Source organism: Streptomyces sp. NPDC058683, assembly GCF_042716195.1.
Taxonomy (GTDB): domain Bacteria; phylum Actinomycetota; class Actinomycetes; order Streptomycetales; family Streptomycetaceae; genus Streptomyces.
On record NZ_JBHXSK010000047.1, the window covers coordinates 5669 to 23672 of the forward strand.

General features: G+C 73.8%; 17 protein-coding genes. 3 read left to right on the forward strand and 14 right to left on the reverse strand.

The features are described from left to right. Nucleotides 1-138 precede the first annotated feature (138 nt). The 9 genes from ACFWXC_RS39375 to rimP all read right to left on the reverse strand — a co-directional run bounded on the left by ACFWXC_RS39375 (nucleotide 139) and on the right by rimP (nucleotide 12197). Nucleotides 139-1089 carry a bifunctional riboflavin kinase/FAD synthetase gene (locus tag ACFWXC_RS39375; protein WP_384486647.1) on the reverse strand — a complete coding sequence of 317 codons (951 nt, stop codon included), beginning with the start codon at nucleotides 1087-1089 and terminating at the stop codon, nucleotides 139-141. 120 nt (nucleotides 1090-1209) lie between these two features. Then, nucleotides 1210-4821, reverse strand: a complete 3612-nt coding sequence (locus tag ACFWXC_RS39380) for a trypsin-like peptidase domain-containing protein (RefSeq protein WP_384486649.1) — start codon at nucleotides 4819-4821, stop codon at nucleotides 1210-1212. 248 nt (nucleotides 4822-5069) lie between these two features. After that, on the reverse strand, nucleotides 5070-5975 hold the full coding sequence (truB, locus tag ACFWXC_RS39385; protein ID WP_384486651.1) for a tRNA pseudouridine(55) synthase TruB: 906 nt from the start codon (nucleotides 5973-5975) through the stop codon (nucleotides 5070-5072). After that, nucleotides 5972-6433 (reverse strand): 30S ribosome-binding factor RbfA, encoded by a 462-nt coding sequence (gene rbfA, locus ACFWXC_RS39390; protein ID WP_351747519.1) that lies wholly within the window; start codon nucleotides 6431-6433, stop codon nucleotides 5972-5974. The genes truB and rbfA overlap by 4 nt, the downstream gene beginning before the upstream one ends. Nucleotides 6434-6473: 40 nt before the next feature. Next, nucleotides 6474-6767, reverse strand: coding sequence for a DUF503 domain-containing protein (locus ACFWXC_RS39395; RefSeq protein ID WP_384486653.1), 294 nt, complete (start codon nucleotides 6765-6767; stop codon nucleotides 6474-6476). A gap of 159 nt (nucleotides 6768-6926) precedes the next feature. Next, entirely contained in the window at nucleotides 6927-10118 is a 3192-nt protein-coding gene (gene infB / locus ACFWXC_RS39400) for a translation initiation factor IF-2 (protein ID WP_384486655.1), read from the reverse strand. A gap of 154 nt (nucleotides 10119-10272) precedes the next feature. Continuing rightward, nucleotides 10273-10542 (reverse strand): YlxR family protein, encoded by a 270-nt coding sequence (locus tag ACFWXC_RS39405; RefSeq protein ID WP_384486657.1) that lies wholly within the window; start codon nucleotides 10540-10542, stop codon nucleotides 10273-10275. Nucleotides 10543-10698: 156 nt separating this feature from the next. Next, nucleotides 10699-11685, reverse strand: a complete 987-nt coding sequence (gene nusA / locus ACFWXC_RS39410) for a transcription termination factor NusA (RefSeq protein WP_360497183.1) — start codon at nucleotides 11683-11685, stop codon at nucleotides 10699-10701. Between the two features lie 2 nt (nucleotides 11686-11687). Beyond that, nucleotides 11688-12197: a ribosome maturation factor RimP gene (gene rimP / locus ACFWXC_RS39415; RefSeq protein ID WP_384486659.1), complete on the reverse strand. Its 510-nt coding sequence runs from the start codon at nucleotides 12195-12197 to the stop codon at nucleotides 11688-11690. A 216-nt stretch (nucleotides 12198-12413) separates the two neighbouring features. Between rimP and ACFWXC_RS39420 the strand changes: the two genes are divergently transcribed. Genes ACFWXC_RS39420 through ACFWXC_RS39430 form a run of 3 tightly spaced genes read left to right on the forward strand, consistent with a single transcriptional unit; the run spans nucleotide 12414 to nucleotide 14360 of the window. Next, entirely contained in the window at nucleotides 12414-12950 is a 537-nt protein-coding gene (locus ACFWXC_RS39420; protein WP_384486661.1) for a hypothetical protein, read from the forward strand. Further along, entirely contained in the window at nucleotides 12947-13435 is a 489-nt protein-coding gene (locus ACFWXC_RS39425; protein WP_384486663.1) for a DUF4439 domain-containing protein, read from the forward strand. The genes ACFWXC_RS39420 and ACFWXC_RS39425 overlap by 4 nt, the downstream gene beginning before the upstream one ends. Before the next feature lie 31 nt (nucleotides 13436-13466). Beyond that, nucleotides 13467-14360, forward strand: a complete 894-nt coding sequence (locus ACFWXC_RS39430) for an aminoglycoside phosphotransferase family protein (RefSeq protein WP_384486665.1) — start codon at nucleotides 13467-13469, stop codon at nucleotides 14358-14360. A gap of 61 nt (nucleotides 14361-14421) precedes the next feature. Here the strand turns inward: ACFWXC_RS39430 and ACFWXC_RS39435 are convergent, their stop codons facing one another. The 5 genes from ACFWXC_RS39435 to ACFWXC_RS39455 are packed head-to-tail and all read right to left on the reverse strand — an operon-like array spanning nucleotide 14422 to nucleotide 17773. Next, nucleotides 14422-14622, reverse strand: coding sequence for a ferredoxin (locus tag ACFWXC_RS39435; RefSeq protein WP_384486667.1), 201 nt, complete (start codon nucleotides 14620-14622; stop codon nucleotides 14422-14424). 1 nt (nucleotide 14623) lies between these two features. Further along, the gene (locus tag ACFWXC_RS39440; RefSeq protein WP_384486669.1) at nucleotides 14624-15841 is read right to left on the reverse strand and encodes an NADH-ubiquinone oxidoreductase-F iron-sulfur binding region domain-containing protein; all 1218 of its coding nucleotides are present in this window, start codon (nucleotides 15839-15841) and stop codon (nucleotides 14624-14626) included. After that, a complete protein-coding gene (locus ACFWXC_RS39445) occupies nucleotides 15838-16416 on the reverse strand; it encodes a ferric reductase-like transmembrane domain-containing protein (protein ID WP_384486671.1) in 579 nt (192 codons plus the stop codon). Before ACFWXC_RS39445 ends, ACFWXC_RS39440 begins: the two co-directional genes overlap by 4 nt. Beyond that, nucleotides 16413-17381 carry an FAD:protein FMN transferase gene (locus tag ACFWXC_RS39450; protein ID WP_384486673.1) on the reverse strand — a complete coding sequence of 323 codons (969 nt, stop codon included), beginning with the start codon at nucleotides 17379-17381 and terminating at the stop codon, nucleotides 16413-16415. The genes ACFWXC_RS39445 and ACFWXC_RS39450 overlap by 4 nt, the downstream gene beginning before the upstream one ends. Continuing rightward, nucleotides 17378-17773 (reverse strand): hypothetical protein, encoded by a 396-nt coding sequence (locus ACFWXC_RS39455; protein ID WP_384486675.1) that lies wholly within the window; start codon nucleotides 17771-17773, stop codon nucleotides 17378-17380. The genes ACFWXC_RS39450 and ACFWXC_RS39455 overlap by 4 nt, the downstream gene beginning before the upstream one ends. Nucleotides 17774-18004 lie beyond the last annotated feature (231 nt).

An 18004-nucleotide genomic window follows, 5' to 3' on the forward strand; every position in this document is an offset into this window, starting at 1 on the left:
GCTCCCCCCCCCCGCCCCCGCGGGCCCCCCCCCCCCCCGCCCCCCCGCAGCACCCCCACATGAAGGCCAACCCCCGCGGGGCGCCGGGGCACTCACGCACCGGCCGCCCTTCTGTGTGTTCCTGGTCGGACCCTCTGGTCAGGCGTCCTCGGCCGCCAGCAGCTCACGGCACCGTTTGACGTCCTCGGCCATCTGCTCCAGCAGCGCGTCCAGCGAGTCGAACTTGGCCTGGCCGCGGACGTAGGCCAGGAAGTCGACGGCGACATGCAGCCCGTACAGGTCGAGGCCGACGCGGTCGATGGCGTACGCCTCCACCGTGCGCTCGGTGCCGTCGAACTGCGGGTTGGTGCCGACGGAGACCGCCGCCGGCATCACCTCGCCCTGGGCGTGCAGATAGCCGGCGTAGACGCCGTCGGCGGGGATGGCCGTGTGCGGCAGGGTCTCCACGTTGGCGGTGGGGAAGCCGAGCTCACGGCCGCGCTGGGCACCGCGTACGACCACGCCCTCCACCCGGTGCGGGCGGCCCAGGATCTCGCGGGCGCCCGCCATGTCACCCTCGGCGACCAGGCGCCGGGTCAGGGTCGAGGAGAACGGCTCGCCGCCGCCCGCCTCACCGCGCACGTACAGGTCGACGACCTCGACCTCGAAGTCGTAGACCTTGCCCTGCTCGGTGAGGAACTCGACGTTGCCCGCGGCCTTGTGGCCGAAGCGGAAGTTGGGGCCCTCGACGACCGCCTTGGCGCGCAGCTTGTCGACCAGCACCTTGACCACGAACTCGGCCGGCGACAGCCGCGAGAACTCGGTGGTGAAGGGCAGGATCAGCACCGCGTCCACGCCCAGCTCCGCCATCAGCTCGGCGCGGGTGTGGTGCGGGGCGAGCAGCGGCGGGTGGCTGCCGGGGCGGACGACCTCGCTGGGGTGCGGGTCGAAGGTGACGACGACCGCCGGAATGCCCAGCTCATGGGCGCGGTCCACGGCATGCCGGATGATCAGCTGGTGACCGCGGTGCACCCCGTCGTAGGACCCGATGGTGACGACGCTGCGCCCCCAGTCCTCGGGGATGTCCTCCAAGCCACGCCAGCGCTGCACTGTGACCGCTCCTCGAACCTGTGTCCGTTGTCCGTCTTACGCAGGTCTAAGGGTGCCATGTTTGCCGGACCCGTCTCACACCGGCACGGTCGCTGTGACCTGGCGCACGCCCAGACCGTGTCACGCGGGCACCCGGACACCAGCCAGGTTCCCCAGCATCCGCCGGGTGCTGGGCCCCACCACGGCGGCCCATTCCTCGGGGGTGTCGGTGAGCCAGCGGGCCATCTGGGCGGCGAATCCGGGCACGTGCCGGCCCAGGTCGACCAGTCCGCGGTCGAACCGGGTCGCCCCGTCCGGGGTGCGGACCAGCAGCAGCCCGGTGCGCCTGACCAGCTCACGCATCTCGTCGCCGTCGTCCTCGCGCTGCACGGCGGCCGCGTGCAGCAGCGCGTCGAGGACGCCCGGGTCCCGCTCGTGGGCGAGCAGGAACTCCAGCAGTTCGCGGCGCAGCGGGCGCGAGACGGGGGTGCCGGCCGCGCCCAGTACGGTCGCCAGGGCCGCCCGTACCGGCTCGGGGCCGTCGTCGAGCAGCCCGGTGACCAGCGGCAGCAGGACGGCACGGGCGCCGACGCCCTGGTCGAGGCGGCGCTCGACGAACCCGGCCACCTGCCCGGCGGTCTCCGGGCGCAGTTCGACGGCCTCCAGCACCAGCTCGGTGACCCGGTGGGCCAGGGCCGGTGTGGTGACGTCGGCGAGGGCGCGCAGCACCTGTCCGGCGCCGGGCCCGCGCAGCCGGGTGCGGAAGGCCTCCAGGACGTCGTCGGGGTGGGTGGCCAGGGCGGGGACCAGGGCACTCGGCGCGAGCTGCGGGTCGCCGGTGGCGAAGTGCCCCAGCGCCTGCGGAAGATGGCGGGCCCGGGTCCGCGGGTCCCGGACCAGCAGGGCGAGGGCGCCGCCGTGCAGGGTGCAGTCGGCGGGGCGGGCGAGCAGGGCGAGCGCGGCGTAGCGGAGCAACTCGCGGTCGGGCTCGCTGCGGACGTGCGGGGCGGCGCGCAGGCCGTAGGCCACGGCGGCCACCCGGCGGGCCGGGCGCTCGTCGTGCGCCCAGCGGTCGACGGCCCGGCACACCGCGGACGGCTCGTCCTCGGCGAGCACGGCGAGCAGTTCGTCGCCCCGCCGGTGCGCGGCGTCGACCAGGACCTCGGTCAGATCGTCCAGCGCCCGGTGCCGATGGGTGTGCAGCAGAGCCTGCGCCGCGGTCGCCACGGTGGCGTGCGGCATCGCGGGCAACGGCCGCTCGTCGTCGAACCACCGCGTGAGATACGGCTGTACGGCGGTGGGGTCGGCGGCGAGCAGCCGGGCGACGGCGTCCAGGTAGCGCGGGGCCGTGCCCTCGGGCTCCTCCGCCGTGGGCCGGGCCCCGAACCGGCCGACGCCCGCGGTCTCGGGCAGCGGCTCGTCGGCGAGCACCAGCCTCCGCAGCAGATCGAAGCGATCGGCGTCGGGCAGGGCGAGCGCGGTCCAGAAGTCCGGCGCGAACTCGGTGGCTACGGTGCGCTGCCGGCCCACCACCCGGTCGGCGAGCAGCCGCAGCACCCCGGTGTACGGCGTGGCGTCGGGCAGCCGGAGCAGGGTCTGGGTGAGCAGCCGCGCGGCCCACCAGGAGCCCGGGTCGAGATCGAGCGCGTGGGCCAACTCGTTGAGTTGTGGGGCGAGTTGGGCAGGTCCGTACTGGCGGTCGAGGAGCAGCAGCGCCTGCACGACCGGGCCGACCCGGTGGTGCGGGACCGGCAGGGGGTGGGCGCTCTCGGGGGTCCGGGGGCGGTGGACGAGGGCGTGCAGGGCCTCGTCCAGGTCCAGGTGCATGCCCTGGATCCAGTCGGCCAGCTCCTCGTGGGCGAAGCGGTAGCCGCCGCCCGCCGGAACCAGCAGGCCCTCGGTGAGCACGGCGGAGGCCCAGCCGGATCCGCCGCCCAGATGGGCCGGGACGGGTCCCCAGGGGAACACCGCCTCGAACGACTCCCGGTCCAGCTCGCCCTGACCGGGCCCGAGGCTGCGCCGGGCGGCCTCGTGCACCTGGCCGGAGACCCGGGCGGCGAGCCGTCGTACGGCCGTGCCGCGCAGGCCGTTCTCGGCGGCCAGCCGGACCGCGATGCGCAGGCACAGCAGGTCGAGGTGGGCGGCGAAGACGTCGTGCCGGTCGATCGGGCCGTCGGCGGGGGCGTCCGGGAGGGCGGCGCGGACCTCGGAGAGCAGGCGCAGGGCGAGGGGGTGGCGGGCGTCGCGGTCGGTGAGGACGCCGTCGGGCACGCCGTAGCGGGAACGGGCGCGGCGGGCCTCGTCGGGGGTGAGGTCGGTCAGCCGGACGCAGGAGGGGGTACCGGTGCCCCGGTGCAGCAGGTCGGGCGGGAACTCGGCGCCGGCCCGCTCCCAGTACTCCTCGCGGCAGGCGACGAGGAGCCGGGCGCCGGTGTCGCGCAGCCATGCGGTGGTGCCGGCGGTCCAGGCGGAGAGCCGGTGGGCGAGGACCGGTGGCATCTCTTCCGGGCCGTCCAGCAGGAGGAGCAGCGGCCGTCCGGCCCGGGCGGCGACCCGGGCCAGCCGTTCCACGGTGAGTTCGCCCAGGTCGCCCGGGAGTTGGGAGCGGGAGGCGGCGACGATCCGGACGGCGCGCTCCAGCGAGCGGCGGGCCGCGTCGGCGACCGAGTCGTCGGCGTCCTTGAGGTCGGCGCCGCGGAGCCAGAGGGTGGGGGCGGGGTGTGCGCCGCGGTTGCGGCGGGCGGCGAGGGCGGCGAGTTCGGTGGTGCGGCCCGTTCCGGGGGCGCCGACGAGGGCCAGGACGGTGCCGGTGCCTCCGGCGAAGGCCGACAGCTCCGTTGCGGTTGCCGCACGCTCTACGGGCTGAACGGGGTCCGTGTGTTCGCCGGCGAGTGCCGTGAAAGGTGGTGGAGCGTCTGCGGGTGTGTGGGGGCTGGTCGCGCAGTTCCCCGCGCCCCTTTGGGGCGCTCCAGTGCGGCCCACATAACCGGCCAAGGCACCCGGGGGGCCGTCCTGGCCTACCGACGTGGCTGTCAGTTCCAGGATGCCTGCGAGGTTGAGGTCGGTGCCGTAGGCGGGGACCGTCGCGGCGTTGCGGGTGAGGAGGTCGATCAGGGGGGTGCTGTCCGGGTGGTGGAGCGAGACGGCGAAGCCCACGTCTCGCTGGCCGGACTGGAGGGCCGTGCCCAGGACGCCGAGGACCGCGCCGGTCTCCGCGTCGAGGACCGGGCCGCCGGCCGCCCCGCCGCCGAGGCGCAGGGCGTCCCGGCCTGCCGTGCCGATCGCCAGCTCCAGGGCGTCTTGGAGGAGATGGAAGCGGTCGGTGGCGGTGTACGTCACCTGGGTCGCGGCCAGCACCCGGGCCTCGCGCCAGCGGTCGGCGGCGATCCGTACGTACGTTCCGGTCGCGATCCGCTCCCGTACCGTGATCGGCAGCGGGTCCACGCACAGGCCCTCGGTGCGGATCAGGGCCAGGTCGTGGGCGGGCAGCGGGGTGACCGCGTCCGAGTCGACCACGCAGGTACGGTCCCCGGCCGCGTGCAGCACGATCCGGGCGAGTCCGTCGACGGCCTCGTGGCTGGTGACCAGGGTGCCGTGGTGGTCGGCGAGGAAGCCGGTGCCGCGTGGGCGCCCGGCGAGGTCGCGGACCCGGACCAGCCGGTCGTCGAGTACCGGCCAGGTGTCCTGCGGTGCCTCCCGGGTTCGGTCCGCCGTGCGGCGACCGCCCCCGGTCCGCGGGCCCCGTCCCGCCATGATCGAACCTCCCCGCCCGTACATCCGTGCCCTTGTCCGAGACGGTAGGCGCGAAATGATCAGCGGGACAGAGCGGGTGGCGAACGCGCCCCCCTCCGCTCCCCCGGTTCACTCCGAGCGCCTGCTCGGTCGGGTGAATAGCCCGGGGCGGGTGGATACACCCTAGGGGTGGGGGAACCGAGGGGGGACCGTGGAGCGGCGGCGGCGCCAGACCCCGTGGTCGCCGCTCCACGGGCACACCGGGTGGTTCAGCCGAACACGGCGAGGCTCTTGGCCTTGCCCTTCTGCTCCTCGACGAGCACCAGGAAGCGGCCCTCGGGGCCGAACACGGCGACGGGACCGGCGCCGGCGTACTGCTCGGGCATGTCGATCCGCACCCCGTTGGTGAGCAGGCCGGCCCGCCTGGCGTCGACGTCCCAGCGCGGGAACGCGGCCCCGGCCGCCTCGGCGATCGGCATCACGGTCAGCTCCTGCTGGAGCTGGTCGAGGGTGCGTGCGGAGTCCAGCTTGTACGGTCCGACGCGCGTCCGGCGCAGCGCGGTGAGGTGGCCGCCGACGCCCAGGCCGGCGCCCAGGTCGCGGGCGAGGGCGCGGATGTAGGTGCCGGAGGAGCAGACCACCGAGACGACCAGGTCGAGCACGGGGGTGCCGTCCTCGGCGACGGCGTCCCGGACGTCGTAGACCGTGAACGACGAGACGGTCACCGGCCGGGCCGGGATCTCGAAGTCCTCGCCCTCCCGGGCGCGCTTGTACGACCGTACGCCGTCGATCTTGATGGCGCTGACCTTGGACGGCACCTGCATGATGCGGCCGGTCAGCTCGGCGATGCCGGCGTCGACACCCTCGCGGGTGACCTTCGAGGCGTCGGTGGACGAGGTGATCTCGCCCTCGGCGTCGTCGGTGAGGGTGTTCTGCCCGAGGCGGACGGTCCCCAGGTACTCCTTCTCGGTGAGGGCGAGATGCCCGAGGAGCTTGGTCGCCCGCTCGATGCCGAGGACGAGGACGCCGGTGGCCATCGGGTCGAGGGTGCCGGCGTGCCCGACGCGCCGGGTGCGGGCGATGCCCCGCATCTTGGCGACGACGTCGTGCGAGGTGAAGCCCGACGGCTTGTCGACGATGACAAGGCCGTCGGGCGGGGTGGGCTTGCTGGTCATTCGGTGGCGTCGTCCGTCTCGTCGGCGTCGTCCTCGGAACCCGGCTTCTTGTACGGGTCGGCTTCACCGGCGAAGGCGGCGCCCGCGGAGACCTCGCGGACCTTCGCGTCCGAGGCCCGTGCCTTGTCGAGCAGGTCCTCGATGGTCTTCGCGGTGTCCGGGAGGGCGTCCGCGACGAAGGTCAGGGTCGGCGTGAACTTCACGCCCGCCGCCGCGCCGACCGCCGAGCGGAGCACGCCCTTGGCGCTCTCCAGGCCCGCGGCGGCCGCGGCCCGCTCCTCGTCGTCGCCGTACACCGTGTAGAAGACGGTCGCCTCCCTGAGGTCACCCGTGACCCGGGTGTCCGTGATGGTGACGTGGGTGCCGAGCCGCGGGTCCTTGATCCCGCGCTGCAGCTTCTGGGCCACCACCTCTCGGATGAGGTCCGCCAGCCTCTTGGCGCGCGCGTTGTCGGCCACTGGTCCGTCTCCCGTTCTTTCTTCTTTGTCGTTCTCAGGTCTAGTCGTCGTCGCCGTGGACGCGCCGTCGGACGGACAGCAGCTCCACCTCGGGGCGGGCGGCGACCAGCCGTTCGCACCGGTCGAGCACGTCGGTCAGGTGCGCGGCGTCGCCGGAGACCATGGCAAGGCCGATGCCGGCCCTGCGGTGAAGGTCCAGGTGGTCCACCTCGGCCGCGCTCACGGCGAACTTCCGCTGGAGTTCGGCGACGATCGGGCGGACGACGGAGCGCTTCTCCTTCAGCGAATGGATGTCGCCGAGGAGGAGGTCGAAGGACAGAGTCCCCACGTACATGTATGTAACCGGTTCACCCGCCGGTACGGGATCGATGGCCCTGTCAGGAACGGTACCCCGTCCCCGCCTGGGGCTCGACCGACTTTCCCGGCCGTTGGTGGACGGGAAAAGCGCTGGCCGACGGCACCGAAGTCCCGTCGGCCAGCACCAACCGCCGGATTACACCCGCGGCTTCTCGCGCATCTCGTACGTCGCGATGACGTCGTCGATCTTGATGTCGTTGAAGTTTCCGAGGTTGATACCGCCCTCGAAGCCTTCGCGGATCTCGGTGACGTCGTCCTTGAAGCGGCGCAGACCCTCGATGTTGAGGTTCTCCGCGATGAGCTTGCCGTCGCGGACCAGGCGCGCCTTGGTGTTGCGCTTGACCTCGCCGGAGCGGATGAGAACACCCGCGATGTTGCCCAGCTTGGACGACTTGAAGACCTCGCGGATCTCCGCCGTACCGAGCTCGACCTCTTCGTACTCCGGCTTGAGCATGCCCTTGAGGGCCGCCTCGATCTCCTCGATCGCCTGGTAGATGACCGAGTAGTACCGGACGTCCACGCCCTCGCGCTCGGCCATCTGCGCCGCACGGCCTGCCGCGCGGACGTTGAAGCCGATCACGATGGCGTCCGAGCCCATCGCCAGGTCGATGTCCGACTCCGTGACCGCACCGACGCCGCGGTGCAGGACGCGGATGTCGACCTCTTCGCCGACGTCCAGCTGGAGCAGCGAGGACTCGAGAGCCTCGACGGAACCAGACGCGTCACCCTTGATGATCAGGTTCAGCTGCTGGACCTCGCCGGCCTTGAGCACCTTGTCCAGGTCCTCCAGGGACACGCGGCGCGTGCGCTTGGCGAACGCGGCGTTGCGCTCACGGGCGGCGCGCTTCTCGGCGATCTGACGGGCCGTACGGTCCTCGTCGACCACCAGGAAGTTGTCGCCCGCACCCGGGACGTTGGTCAGGCCCAGGACCTGGACCGGCGTCGAGGGTCCGGCCTCGGCGACGTTGTTGCCGTTGTCGTCGAGCATGGCGCGCACGCGACCGTAGGCGTCGCCCACGACCATCGTGTCGCCGACCCGCAGGGTGCCTCGCTGGACGAGGACCGTCGCCACGGCACCGCGGCCGCGGTCGAGACGGGACTCGATCGAGATGCCCTGCGCGTCCTGGTTCGGGTTGGCCCGCAGGTCGAGCGAGGCGTCGGCGGTGAGGACCACGGCCTCCAGCAGGGAGTCGATGTGCAGACCCTGCTTGGCGGAGATGTCGACGAACATGGTGTCGCCGCCGTACTCCTCGGCCACCAGCCCGAACTCGGTGAGCTGACCGCGCACCTTGGTCGGGTCGGCGCCCTCGACGTCGATCTTGTTGACCGCGACGACGATCGGGACGTCGGCCGCCTTGGCGTGGTTGAGCGCCTCGATCGTCTGCGGCATGACGCCGTCGTTGGCCGCGACGACCAGGATCGCGATGTCCGTCGACCGGGCACCACGTGCACGCATGGCGGTGAACGCCTCGTGACCCGGGGTGTCGATGAACGTGATGGCGCGGTCCTCGCCGTTGACCTCGGTCGAGACCTGGTAGGCACCGATGTGCTGGGTGATGCCGCCGGCCTCGCCCGCGATGACGTTCGTCTTGCGGATGGCGTCGAGCAGTCGGGTCTTTCCGTGGTCGACGTGACCCATGACGGTGACGACCGGCGGACGGACCACCAGGTCGTCCTCGCCGCCCTCGTCCTCGCCGAACTCGATGTCGAAGGACTCGAGCAGCTCGCGGTCCTCCTCCTCGGGGCTGACGATCTGGACCGTGTAGTTCATCTCGCCGGCGAGGACCTCGAGGGTCGCGTCGGAGACGGACTGCGTGGCCGTGACCATCTCGCCGAGGTTCATCATCACCGCGACGAGCGACGCCGGGTTGGCGTTGATCTTCTCGGCGAAGTCGGTGAGCGACGCACCGCGCGACAGGCGAACGGTCTCGCCGTTGCCGCGAGGCAGCATCACGCCGCCGACGGACGGGGCCTGCATGGCCTCGTACTCCTGGCGCCTCTGCCGCTTCGACTTGCGACCGCGACGCGCCGGACCGCCGGGACGGCCGAAGGCGCCCTGCGTGCCACCACGGCCGCCGGGACCACCCGGACGACCGCCGAAGCCGGGACGACCGCCACCGCCACCGGCGGGACCGCCGCCGAAGCCGCCGCCACCGCCGCCGGGGCCACCGCCGCCGGGACGACCGGCGAAGCCGCCGCCACCGCCCGGACGGGCGCCGCCACCGCCGCCGCCGGGACGACCGGCGAAGCCGCCGCCCGCGGGACGACCGGCGCCGCCGCCACCACCGGGACGACCCGCACCGCCGGGACCGCGACCGCCGCCACCGGGGCCGGGACGCGGGCCGGCAGCGGGACGCTGCGGCATCATGCCGGGGTTCGGACGCGGACCCGCGGAACCGCCGCCGGGACGCGGACCGCCCTGCGGGCGGGGCATGCCGGACGGGCTCGGACGGGAACCGCCGGGAGCCTGGGGACGCGGACCGCCGCCCTGGGCGCCGGCCGCCTGGGGACGGGGAGCACCGCCGGGACCGCCGGGGCCGGGACGCGCGCCGCCCTGCGGGCGCGGGGCCTGCGGGCGGGCCATGCCGGTGGAGCCACCGGAGGTGAAGGGGTTGTTGCCCGGACGCGGACCGGCCGGACGGGCACCGCCCGGACGGGGGGCGCGGTCACCACCGGGACGCTGGCCGCCCTGGCCCGGACGGGCCTGGCCCTGACCGGGGGCGGGACGACCGCCGGGGCGCGGGGCGCCGCCCTGGCTGGGACGAGGAGCGCCACCGGGACGCTGCCCCTGGCCCTGACCCTGACCCTGGCCCTGACCCTGGCCCTGTGCGGCGGCCGGGCTCTGCGCCGGGGCGGCCGGAGGGGCCGGCGGGGCGGTGAACTCGGGCGCGGCCGGAGCCGGACGCGGGGCGGGCTTCGGGCCCGGGCGCGGGCCGGAGGCGGAGGCGGCCGGCGCCGGGGTGACCGGAGCCGGAGCCGAGGGCGCCGCAGAGGCCGAGGCAGCGGCCGCGGGGGCGGGCGCAGCAGGGGCCGGCGGCTGCGGGGCGGCCGGACGCGGGGCGCCCGGCTTGGGGGCACCACCAGGACGTGCCGCCTGCGCCGGAGAGGGCGCGGCGGGCCTGGGTGCAGCCTTGCGCGGGGCGGGCTTGCCGGCGGACTTGCCGTTGCCACCGCCCTGGAAGGCGTCAGTCAGCTTGCGTACAACGGGCGCCTCGATCGTCGAGGACGCCGAACGGACGAATTCACCGAGTTCCTGGAGCTTGGCCATGACGACCTTGCTCTCAACCCCGAACTCCTTGGCGAGTTCGTATACCCGGACCTTAGCCACTTCGCTCCTTTTAGGTCCGGGTGCGTCCGGACCGTCGCTACTTCATGGGCGTACTCATCGCGTGCTCATCGAGTGCTCATCGCAATCTCGACCTACTTCCAACTCGCGGGGTACCAGAGCCGCACGGACGCTCCGTACGACGCTTCTTACGGTGTTACTGCTCGACGTAGGGGCGCAACGCCTTTACGTCCAGCGGACCCGGGACGCGGAGCGCCCTCGGGAGTGCCCGGCGGCGCACCGCCTGGTCCAGACAGACCTGGGCGGGGTGTACATATGCACCCCGGCCGGGCAGCGTACCGCGAGGATCGGGGACACATTCGTCCTCGACCGCCACGATCCGCAGCAGTTCGGTCTTGGCCGCTCGCTGCCTGCACCCCACACAGGTGCGCTCAGGGCATACGCGGGCACGCGTCCGGCCAGACACCGCTAAGTCTACCTCCCCGTAGCGACCTCACCCCTTCGGGGCAAAGATCGAACGGCTGTTGTCGTAATCCAAGCGACCTGCGGCTTGGAACTATTCCCCCCGTCCGGGTGAACGCCCGGCGGGGGCGAGAGTGATCCGGACGAGGACGAGGGTGATCTACTCGGACACCTGTTCGGTATCCGGCCGGATGTCGATCCGCCAGCCGGTGAGACGGGCGGCGAGACGGGCGTTCTGTCCCTCTTTGCCGATCGCCAGCGACAGCTGGTAGTCGGGCACCGTCACCCGGGCGGACCGGGCCGCGAGGTCCACGACCTCCACCTTGGAGACGCGGGCCGGCGACAGCGCGTTCGCCACCATCTCGGCCGGGTCGTCCGACCAGTCGACGATGTCGATCTTCTCGCCGTTCAGCTCGCCCATGACATTGCGGACCCGGCCGCCCATGGGGCCGATACAGGCGCCCTTGGCGTTCAGGCCCGAACGGGTGGAGCGGACCGCGATCTTCGTCCGGTGACCGGCCTCGCGGGCGATGGCGGCGATCTCGACGGATCCGTCGGCGATCTCCGGCACCTCGAGCGCGAAGAGCTTCTTCACCAGTGCCGGGTGGGTGCGGGACAGCGTCACGGAGGGACCGCGGACACCCTTCGCCACCCGGACGACGTACGACCGCAGCCGCATCCCGTGCGGATACGTCTCGCCGGGAACCTGCTCCTGCACCGGCAGGATGGCCTCCAGCTTGCCGATGTCGACGAGCACGTTCTTCGGGTCGCGGCCCTGCTGGACCACGCCGGTGACGATGTCGCCCTCGCGGCCGGCGTACTCGCCGAGCGTGGCGTCGTCCTCGGCGTCCCGGAGCCGCTGCAGGATGACCTGCTTGGCGGTGGTGGCGGCGATCCGTCCGAAGTCCGACGGGGTGTCGTCGAACTCGCGCGGCGCCTGCCCCTCCTCCAGGTCCTCGGGGTCCTCCTTCGCCCACACGGTCACATGCCCGGTCTCCCGGTTGAGCTCCACGCGCGCGTGTCGGCGGCTTCCCTCGGTGCGGTGGTAGGCGATGAGGAGGGCCGACTCGATCGCTTCGACCAGCAGGTCGAAGGAGATCTCCTTCTCCCGAACCAAGCCCCGCAGGGCACTCATGTCGATGTCCACGGCTACGCCTCCTCTTCTTCCGTCATGTCCTTCTTGTCCTTGCGGTTGAACTCGACCTGCACGCGCGCCTTGTCGACCTCGGCGAAGCCGAGTCTGCGGGTGGTGGCCTTGCGGCCCTTGACGCCGGGCACTTCGAGATCGAGGCCCTCGTCGTCGACGTCCAGGATGCGCGCGACCAGTTCCCCGCCCTCGGCCAGCTGGAACCGCACCAGGCGGTCCACGGCACGCACGTAGTGCCGGTGTTCGGTGAGGGGGCGCTCCGCGCCCGGGGTGCCGACCTCGAGGGTGTACTCGCCCTCGCCCATCGCGTCGCTGGCGTCGAGCTTCGCCGAGAGCTCACGGCTCACATCGGCGATCTGGTCCAGGTCGGCCCCGGTGTCGGAGTCGACGACCACGCGCAGCACCCGCTTGCGTCCGACGGAGTCCACGGCGATCTCTTCGAGATCCAGGCCCTGAGAGGTGACGAGCGGTTCCAGGAGCTCTCGCAGCCTCTCGCTCTGGGTCGTGCTCATCCGGGTGACTCCTCGGCCGCGTGTGCTGTTGTGGGTTGGGTCGCGTGTCTGGTCAAAGGGTATCCGGTCGTGAGGAGTGTTGCCGTCCACCCGGGTACGGACGGTGCCGATGAGTGGCTTCGGACAGGTGCGCGGGTACGGTGATCACGGGCGGGTCCGTCCCGTGTCCCATTCCTTTCGCGTTTCTTCGTTTCCAGCTCCCCGAGGACGTCTGCCGTGCCGTTCCCCCCGCCGCCGCGTACCCCCTGGGGAGTACGCAGAAGGAGCCTGATCGTCTCGGCGGCCTCGGCCGCCGTGCTGGCGGGCTGCTCGGCCGCCCCCGACTCCGCCGACAGCGGCGGCAGCGGCGGCAGTACGTCGGTCTCGGCGCGGGCACGCGCGCGTGCGGCGCGGGACAGCGAGGCGCTGCTCCGGCAGTACGACGCCGTCCTCGCCGCCCACCCCGCGCTCGCGGAGCGGCTGCGGCCGCTGCGGGCCCAGGTGGCGGCCCATGCGGCGGCCTTCACGGAGGGCGCTTCCGAGGGCGGTACGGCGACGGGCTCACCGTCGGCCACGGCGTCCGCGTCGGCCTCCCCCGAGGTCCCGGCCGACGAGAGGTCCGCGCTCGCCGCGCTCGCCGCCGCCGAGCGCAGCCTCGCCGACCGGCGGGCCAGGCAACTGCTGGACGTGCCCGGCGAAGTGGCGCGGCTGCTGGCCGGGGTCGCGGCGGCCGGGTCCGCGCACGGCTACCTGCTGACGGAGGGTGAGAAGTGAGCGACGAGGCGGAGGCCGGGGTGCTGACGGCGCTCCAGGCGGCACTGGCGGCCGAGCACGCGGCGGTCTACGGGTACGGCGTCGTCGGCGGCCGGGTCGGCCGGCAGCGGCTGGCCGAGGCCCGTTCGGCGTACGACGCGCACCGGGCCCGCCGGGACGCGCTGGCCCGTGAGGTGCGGGACCTGGGCGCCGCGCCCGTCGCCGCGAGCGCGGCCTACGCGCTGCCGTTCGCCGTCACCGATGCGGCGACGGCCGTACGGCTCGCCGCCGAGCTGGAGGACCGGGTGGCCGACGTGTACTCCGACCTGGTCCGGGCGTCTTCGGGCGAGCGGCGCGGGTCGGCGGCCGGGGCGCTGCGGGAGGCCGCGGTGCGGGCGGTGCGGTGGAGCGGGAAGAGCGTAGCCTTCCCTGGGCTCGCCGAGCGGGACGCGCCGCTGGGCCGGGCCGGCGGTTCGGCCTCGCCCTCGGCCTCGCCAACTCCCTAGAACATCAGTGCAGGAAAGGAACGACTCGCGTATGGCTTTCGAACCGCCGCGGCGCCTGGTGAAGGCGCTCGGTGAGACGGCGCCGGACGGTGACGAGTGGCTGGAGAAGCTGCCGGGTGCGGTGGAACGGGCCGTCGCGCTACGCGAGTTGACCGTGGAACGGGTCCAGGTACCCGGCGGGCGCAGCAGCGTCGTCCTGCTGGTGCGGCGGGCGGACGGGACACCGGCGGTGCTGAAGCTGGCGCCGCGGCGGGCCCGGCCGGAGAGCGAGGCGGCCGCGCTGGCGCACTGGGCCGGCCTGGGCGCCGTACGGCTGCTGGACGCGGACGCGGCCGACGGGGTGCTGCTCCTGGAGCGGCTGCATCCGGAGGTCTCGGTGCGGTCGCTGCCCGAGGCGAAGGCGTTGCTGGAGGCGGCGGGGACGTTGCGGCGGCTGTGGGTGGAACCGCCGGACGGGCCGGTCTTCGAGACGGTGGCGGAGCGGACCGGGCGGCAGGCCACGGCGATGCGCGCGGCCGCCGACCCGGAGGTGACCCCGCTGGTCGACGCGGCGCTCGTCGCCCGGGACGAGCTGCTGGCCGCGCCGCCTGAGCGGCGATTGCTGCACGGAACGTTCCGCCAGAGCAAGGTGCTGGCCGGGGAGCGGCTGCCGTGGCTGGCGGTGGGGCCGGATCCGGTCGTCGGGGAGTGTGCGTTCGATCTGGCGCGGCTGGTGCGGGACCGGGTGGAGGACCTGATCGCCTCGTCGTCGGGGGCGGCGATCACCCGGCGGCGGATCAAGCGGCTCGCGGAGTCGCTCGAGGTGGATCAGGAGCGGTTGCGGGGGTGGACGTTGTTCCGGGCGGTGGAGTCGGGTGTCCGTGCGCGGAGGGTTGGGCGGCCGGGGGATGCGGAGCTGTTGCTTGAATTCGCGGGGTGGGTCTGACGGGGTCGGGTGCGGGTGGGTGGGGGCTGGTCGCGCAGTTCCCCGCGCCCCTGACGGGGCGCTACGCCTCCGTCAGTTTCAAGGCGAGCACCGGACAGTCCAGCGCTGCCCTCCGGGCTCGCTTTCTTGTGCGGGGTGGGATGGGGCGGCCGTCGACCAACGGGTAGCCCCACTCGTCCAGGGTGATGTGTTCTGGCAGCAGCTCTGCGCAGAGGCCGTGGCCCTGGCAGGACGTCCAGTCGATGTCCAGGTGCTGGTCCATGTCAGGTCCTCTCCGTGGGGACGGGCAGCAGGGGCGTGTGGTCGGTCGCGGTGCACACCCCGTTGGCGTGGGCTTCCACCTCGGCCGCGAACGTCGTCAGCGCGCTGCGGACCAGGCGGATGGTGCCGTCGGGGTGGTGGCAGGCGCCTCTGCCCTCCACCAGGCCCGCCCAACGGGAGAGGTCCGTGCGGGTGGTGCCCTGGGGGCCGGGGGTGGCCAGGGTCTGGAAGGCCGCGGCCATGCGCGGCAGGCCGTTGAGGCAGGGGCCGCACTGGCCCGCCGACTGCAGCGCCAAGTACCGGAGGACTCGCGCGGTTTCGGCCGGGCCGCAGCGGTCGGCGGGCAGGGCGGCCAGTACGCCTGCGCCCAAGTAGGCGGAGGAGAGCGGGACCTCGGCGGCCTCGGCGGCCGGGATCCAGGTGCCGTGGTAGCCGCCGACCAGGGTCGCGGACACGCCTGCCAGAGGGAGCAGACGGCCGATCGGCATGCCGAAGGGGGCCTCCACCACCCGGACTTCACGGCCCGGCACGTGCAGGGTGCACAGGGCGCTGCCGGGTTCGGCGGGGGTGCCCGCCGTGCGGAACCAGTCCGCGCCGTACCGGGCGATCAGCGCCAGGTGGGCCAGGGTCTCGACGTTCTGGACCAGGGTGGGGGCGCGGCGCACCCCGCGTTCGCGGACCGGTGGGACCGGATGGGTGGGGCGGGCCGGGCCGCCGGAGATGTACCGCACCAGGGCCGAGGCCTGCCCGGAGAGGAAGCGGGCGGGCAGCCGTACGACCGTCACGGTCACCGGGTCGTGGCGCTGGGCGAGGGCCGACTCCAGGTAGGACGCGCCGTCTTCCACGGCGAGGTAGGCCTCCCTCGCGCCGATCGCCTGGGCCGCCAACTGCAGCCCGTCCAGGACCAGGTGGGGTGAGAGCCGCAGGAGGGTCTTGTCCTTGTGGGCGGCCGGTTCGCTCTCCGCGCCGTTCGCCACGACGACCGGGGCGCGCTGGGTGCGCCGGGCCGCGTCGGCGACCGCGACGAACTTCCGGTAGGCCGGGAAGCCCGCCCCGCCGCGGCCGGTGAGGCCGGATTCGGCGAGGGTGCGCAGGACGGCGGCCGGGTCGCTGTGGGAGAGCGGGCCGTAGCGCTGCTCGTGCGTGGTGAGGTCGGCCGGGGTGCCGCCGGGGGCCAGCAGCCGGGGCGACATGTAGACGTCGGTGAAGAGCGTGGTCATCGGTGGACCCCTTCGGTGTGCAGAAGCGCGGCGGGGGTCTGACGGGAGGCTCGGACGGCCTGGGCGGTGCGCAGGGCGAAGGCGGTGATCACCGTCGCCGCACAGGCCACCGTCAGCCAGGTCATCCAGTCGGTGCCGGCGTCCGTGCCGATACCGATGCCGTGGACCAGGGCGACGGGCCAGGAGACGTAGGCCAGCCGGTGCACGGCCCGCCAGGTGCGATGGCCGAGGCGGTCACGGAGGAGGCTGGTGACCAGGACCGCGAGCAGGAGGTCGAGGGCGACCGTGCCGAGGCCGAGCCAGAGCGGCTGGTAGTCGGAGACGAAGGGGACGAGGGCGTCCAGGGGGCTGATGGCGACGTAGCCGTCGACCACCGCCGCGGTGATGTGCAGGGCCAGGAAGGCGGTGGCGGAGAGGGAGAGACTGCGGTGGAGGGCGACCGTGCCGAAGCGGGGCAGGCCGGGGAGGCGGGTGCGCAGCCGGACGGCGATGCCGAGCAGGACGACGACCGTGAAGAGGACCAGGCAGACGGCGCCGGTGGCACGGTTGGCGTACCAGAGGGTCTCGGAGGTCACGCGGCGTCCTCCAGTGGCACGGCGGGGGCGGGCCAGCCCGGTGTCGTGACGACCGTGCCCCGGTGGGTCACCAGCCGGGCCGGCAGGCCGAGCCGGGTCAGCCGGCGTTCCGCGCCCGCGCCCTTCACCAGGGCAGCCGTGCTCGCCGCGTTGGCGTCGGCGCAGGTGGCCGCGGCCACCGAGACCGTGCGCCACGGGGAGCGGACCGGCAGTCCGGTGCGCGGGTCGACGATGTGGTGGAGGTCGTAGCCGCCGCGCTGCCAGCGGCGGGCGCCGGTGCCGGAGGTGGCGAGGCCTCCGGACCCCAGGCCGACCATGTCGTACGACCCCTGCGCGGGCCGTTCGCCGACCGGACCGGTGACGTCCTGGACGCGGATCTGCCAGCCGCCCTCCGGGGGTTCACCGGCGACGGCCGTGTCGCCGCCGAGGCTCACCAGGACCCCGCAGCCGGCCGTGTCGGCCAGCACCCGCGCGGCCCGGTCGGCGGCCCAGGCCTTGGCGGTCGCGCCCAGGTCGAGGCGGACGCCCTCGGGGACGGTGACCGTGCCGGTCGCCCGGTCGAGGGTGACCCTGCGCCAGCCCGGGGCGCGCCGCACCCGCAGGGAGACCGGGCGGTCGTCCTCACGGACGAGGGTGAAGTCGCGGTCGTAGCCGATCGCGTCCATCGCCGAGCCGACCGTGGGGTCCACCGCGCCGTCGGTCGCCTCGGCCGCGCGCAGGGCGACGGCGAGGGCCTCGGCGAGCAGCGGGCTGACCCGGACCGGGCGGCCCCGGGCGGTGTCGAGGGCGGCCAGTTCGGAGTCGGTGCGGAACCGGCTGCAGGCCGCGTCCACCTCGGCGAGCTGCCGGGCGAGGAGCAGGTTGCAGGAGTCCAGCAGGGCCGGATCGGTGACGACCAGGCGGACGGTGGTGCCGAGGGCACGCCAGTCGGCGGCGGCCTTCGTCCGCGGGGCGAGGGCGGTCATGACGCCCCCGAGGTGGCGTCGGCGGAGCCGCTGCCGGAGGTGAGGCCGTCGGAGGAGGGCTGGAGGTCCGAGGAGGAGTCCGTGGAGCTCGAGTCGCTCGAAGAGCTGGACGAGTCGGTGGAGTCGGTCGAGTCGGTCGAGTCGGTCGATGAGCTGGACGAGGAACTGTCCTTGCCGGAGCCGGAGCCGGAGCTGGTGCTCGACGTCGTACCCGTGCTGCTGCTCGCCGCCGTGTCGGCGTCCGCCTGCATCGTGCCGACCAGGGCGAACACCCCGGCCGCCGCGGCAAGCGTGACCGCCGCCGCCAGGGCCGCCGTGCGCCGGGCCCCCCGGCGGACCGCCGCGGCCGCCCCCTGCTCCCCCTGCTGCCTGCGCTGCACTCTCTCGGTCATGACCGATCCCCTCCTGCGTGACTCTCTGTCACACATCACGTTCGGGTACCGGCCTGAGAGAAGCCTGTGAGACCCCCATAGGGATCGGAAGAACTGCCTGAGATGTTCCTGAGAACCAGCGGCGGGGGGGGGGGGGGTTCCGGCGCGGCCCGGGGGGGGGGGTTGTGGGTGTGTGGGGGGGCGCGGGGGGCGGGCCGGGGCCCCCGCGCCCAGCGCCGCCGCCCCCCGGGG

What these genes read in the sequence shown, in the direction of transcription:
- ACFWXC_RS39380 (WP_384486649.1), bottom strand. Translation starts at nt 4,821, where the DNA reads ATGGCGGGACGGGGCCCGCGGACCGGGGGCGGTCGCCGCACGGCGGAC.
- truB (WP_384486651.1), bottom strand. Translation starts at nt 5,975, where the DNA reads ATGACCAGCAAGCCCACCCCGCCCGACGGCCTTGTCATCGTCGACAAG.
- ACFWXC_RS39395 (WP_384486653.1), bottom strand. Translation starts at nt 6,767, where the DNA reads ATGTACGTGGGGACTCTGTCCTTCGACCTCCTCCTCGGCGACATCCAT.
- rimP (WP_384486659.1), bottom strand. Translation starts at nt 12,197, where the DNA reads ATGAGCACGACCCAGAGCGAGAGGCTGCGAGAGCTCCTGGAACCGCTC.
- ACFWXC_RS39430 (WP_384486665.1), top strand. Translation starts at nt 13,467, where the DNA reads ATGGCTTTCGAACCGCCGCGGCGCCTGGTGAAGGCGCTCGGTGAGACG.
- ACFWXC_RS39435 (WP_384486667.1), bottom strand. Translation starts at nt 14,622, where the DNA reads ATGGACCAGCACCTGGACATCGACTGGACGTCCTGCCAGGGCCACGGC.
- ACFWXC_RS39440 (WP_384486669.1), bottom strand. Translation starts at nt 15,841, where the DNA reads ATGACCACGCTCTTCACCGACGTCTACATGTCGCCCCGGCTGCTGGCC.
- ACFWXC_RS39450 (WP_384486673.1), bottom strand. Translation starts at nt 17,381, where the DNA reads ATGACCGCCCTCGCCCCGCGGACGAAGGCCGCCGCCGACTGGCGTGCC.
- ACFWXC_RS39455 (WP_384486675.1), bottom strand. Translation starts at nt 17,773, where the DNA reads ATGACCGAGAGAGTGCAGCGCAGGCAGCAGGGGGAGCAGGGGGCGGCC.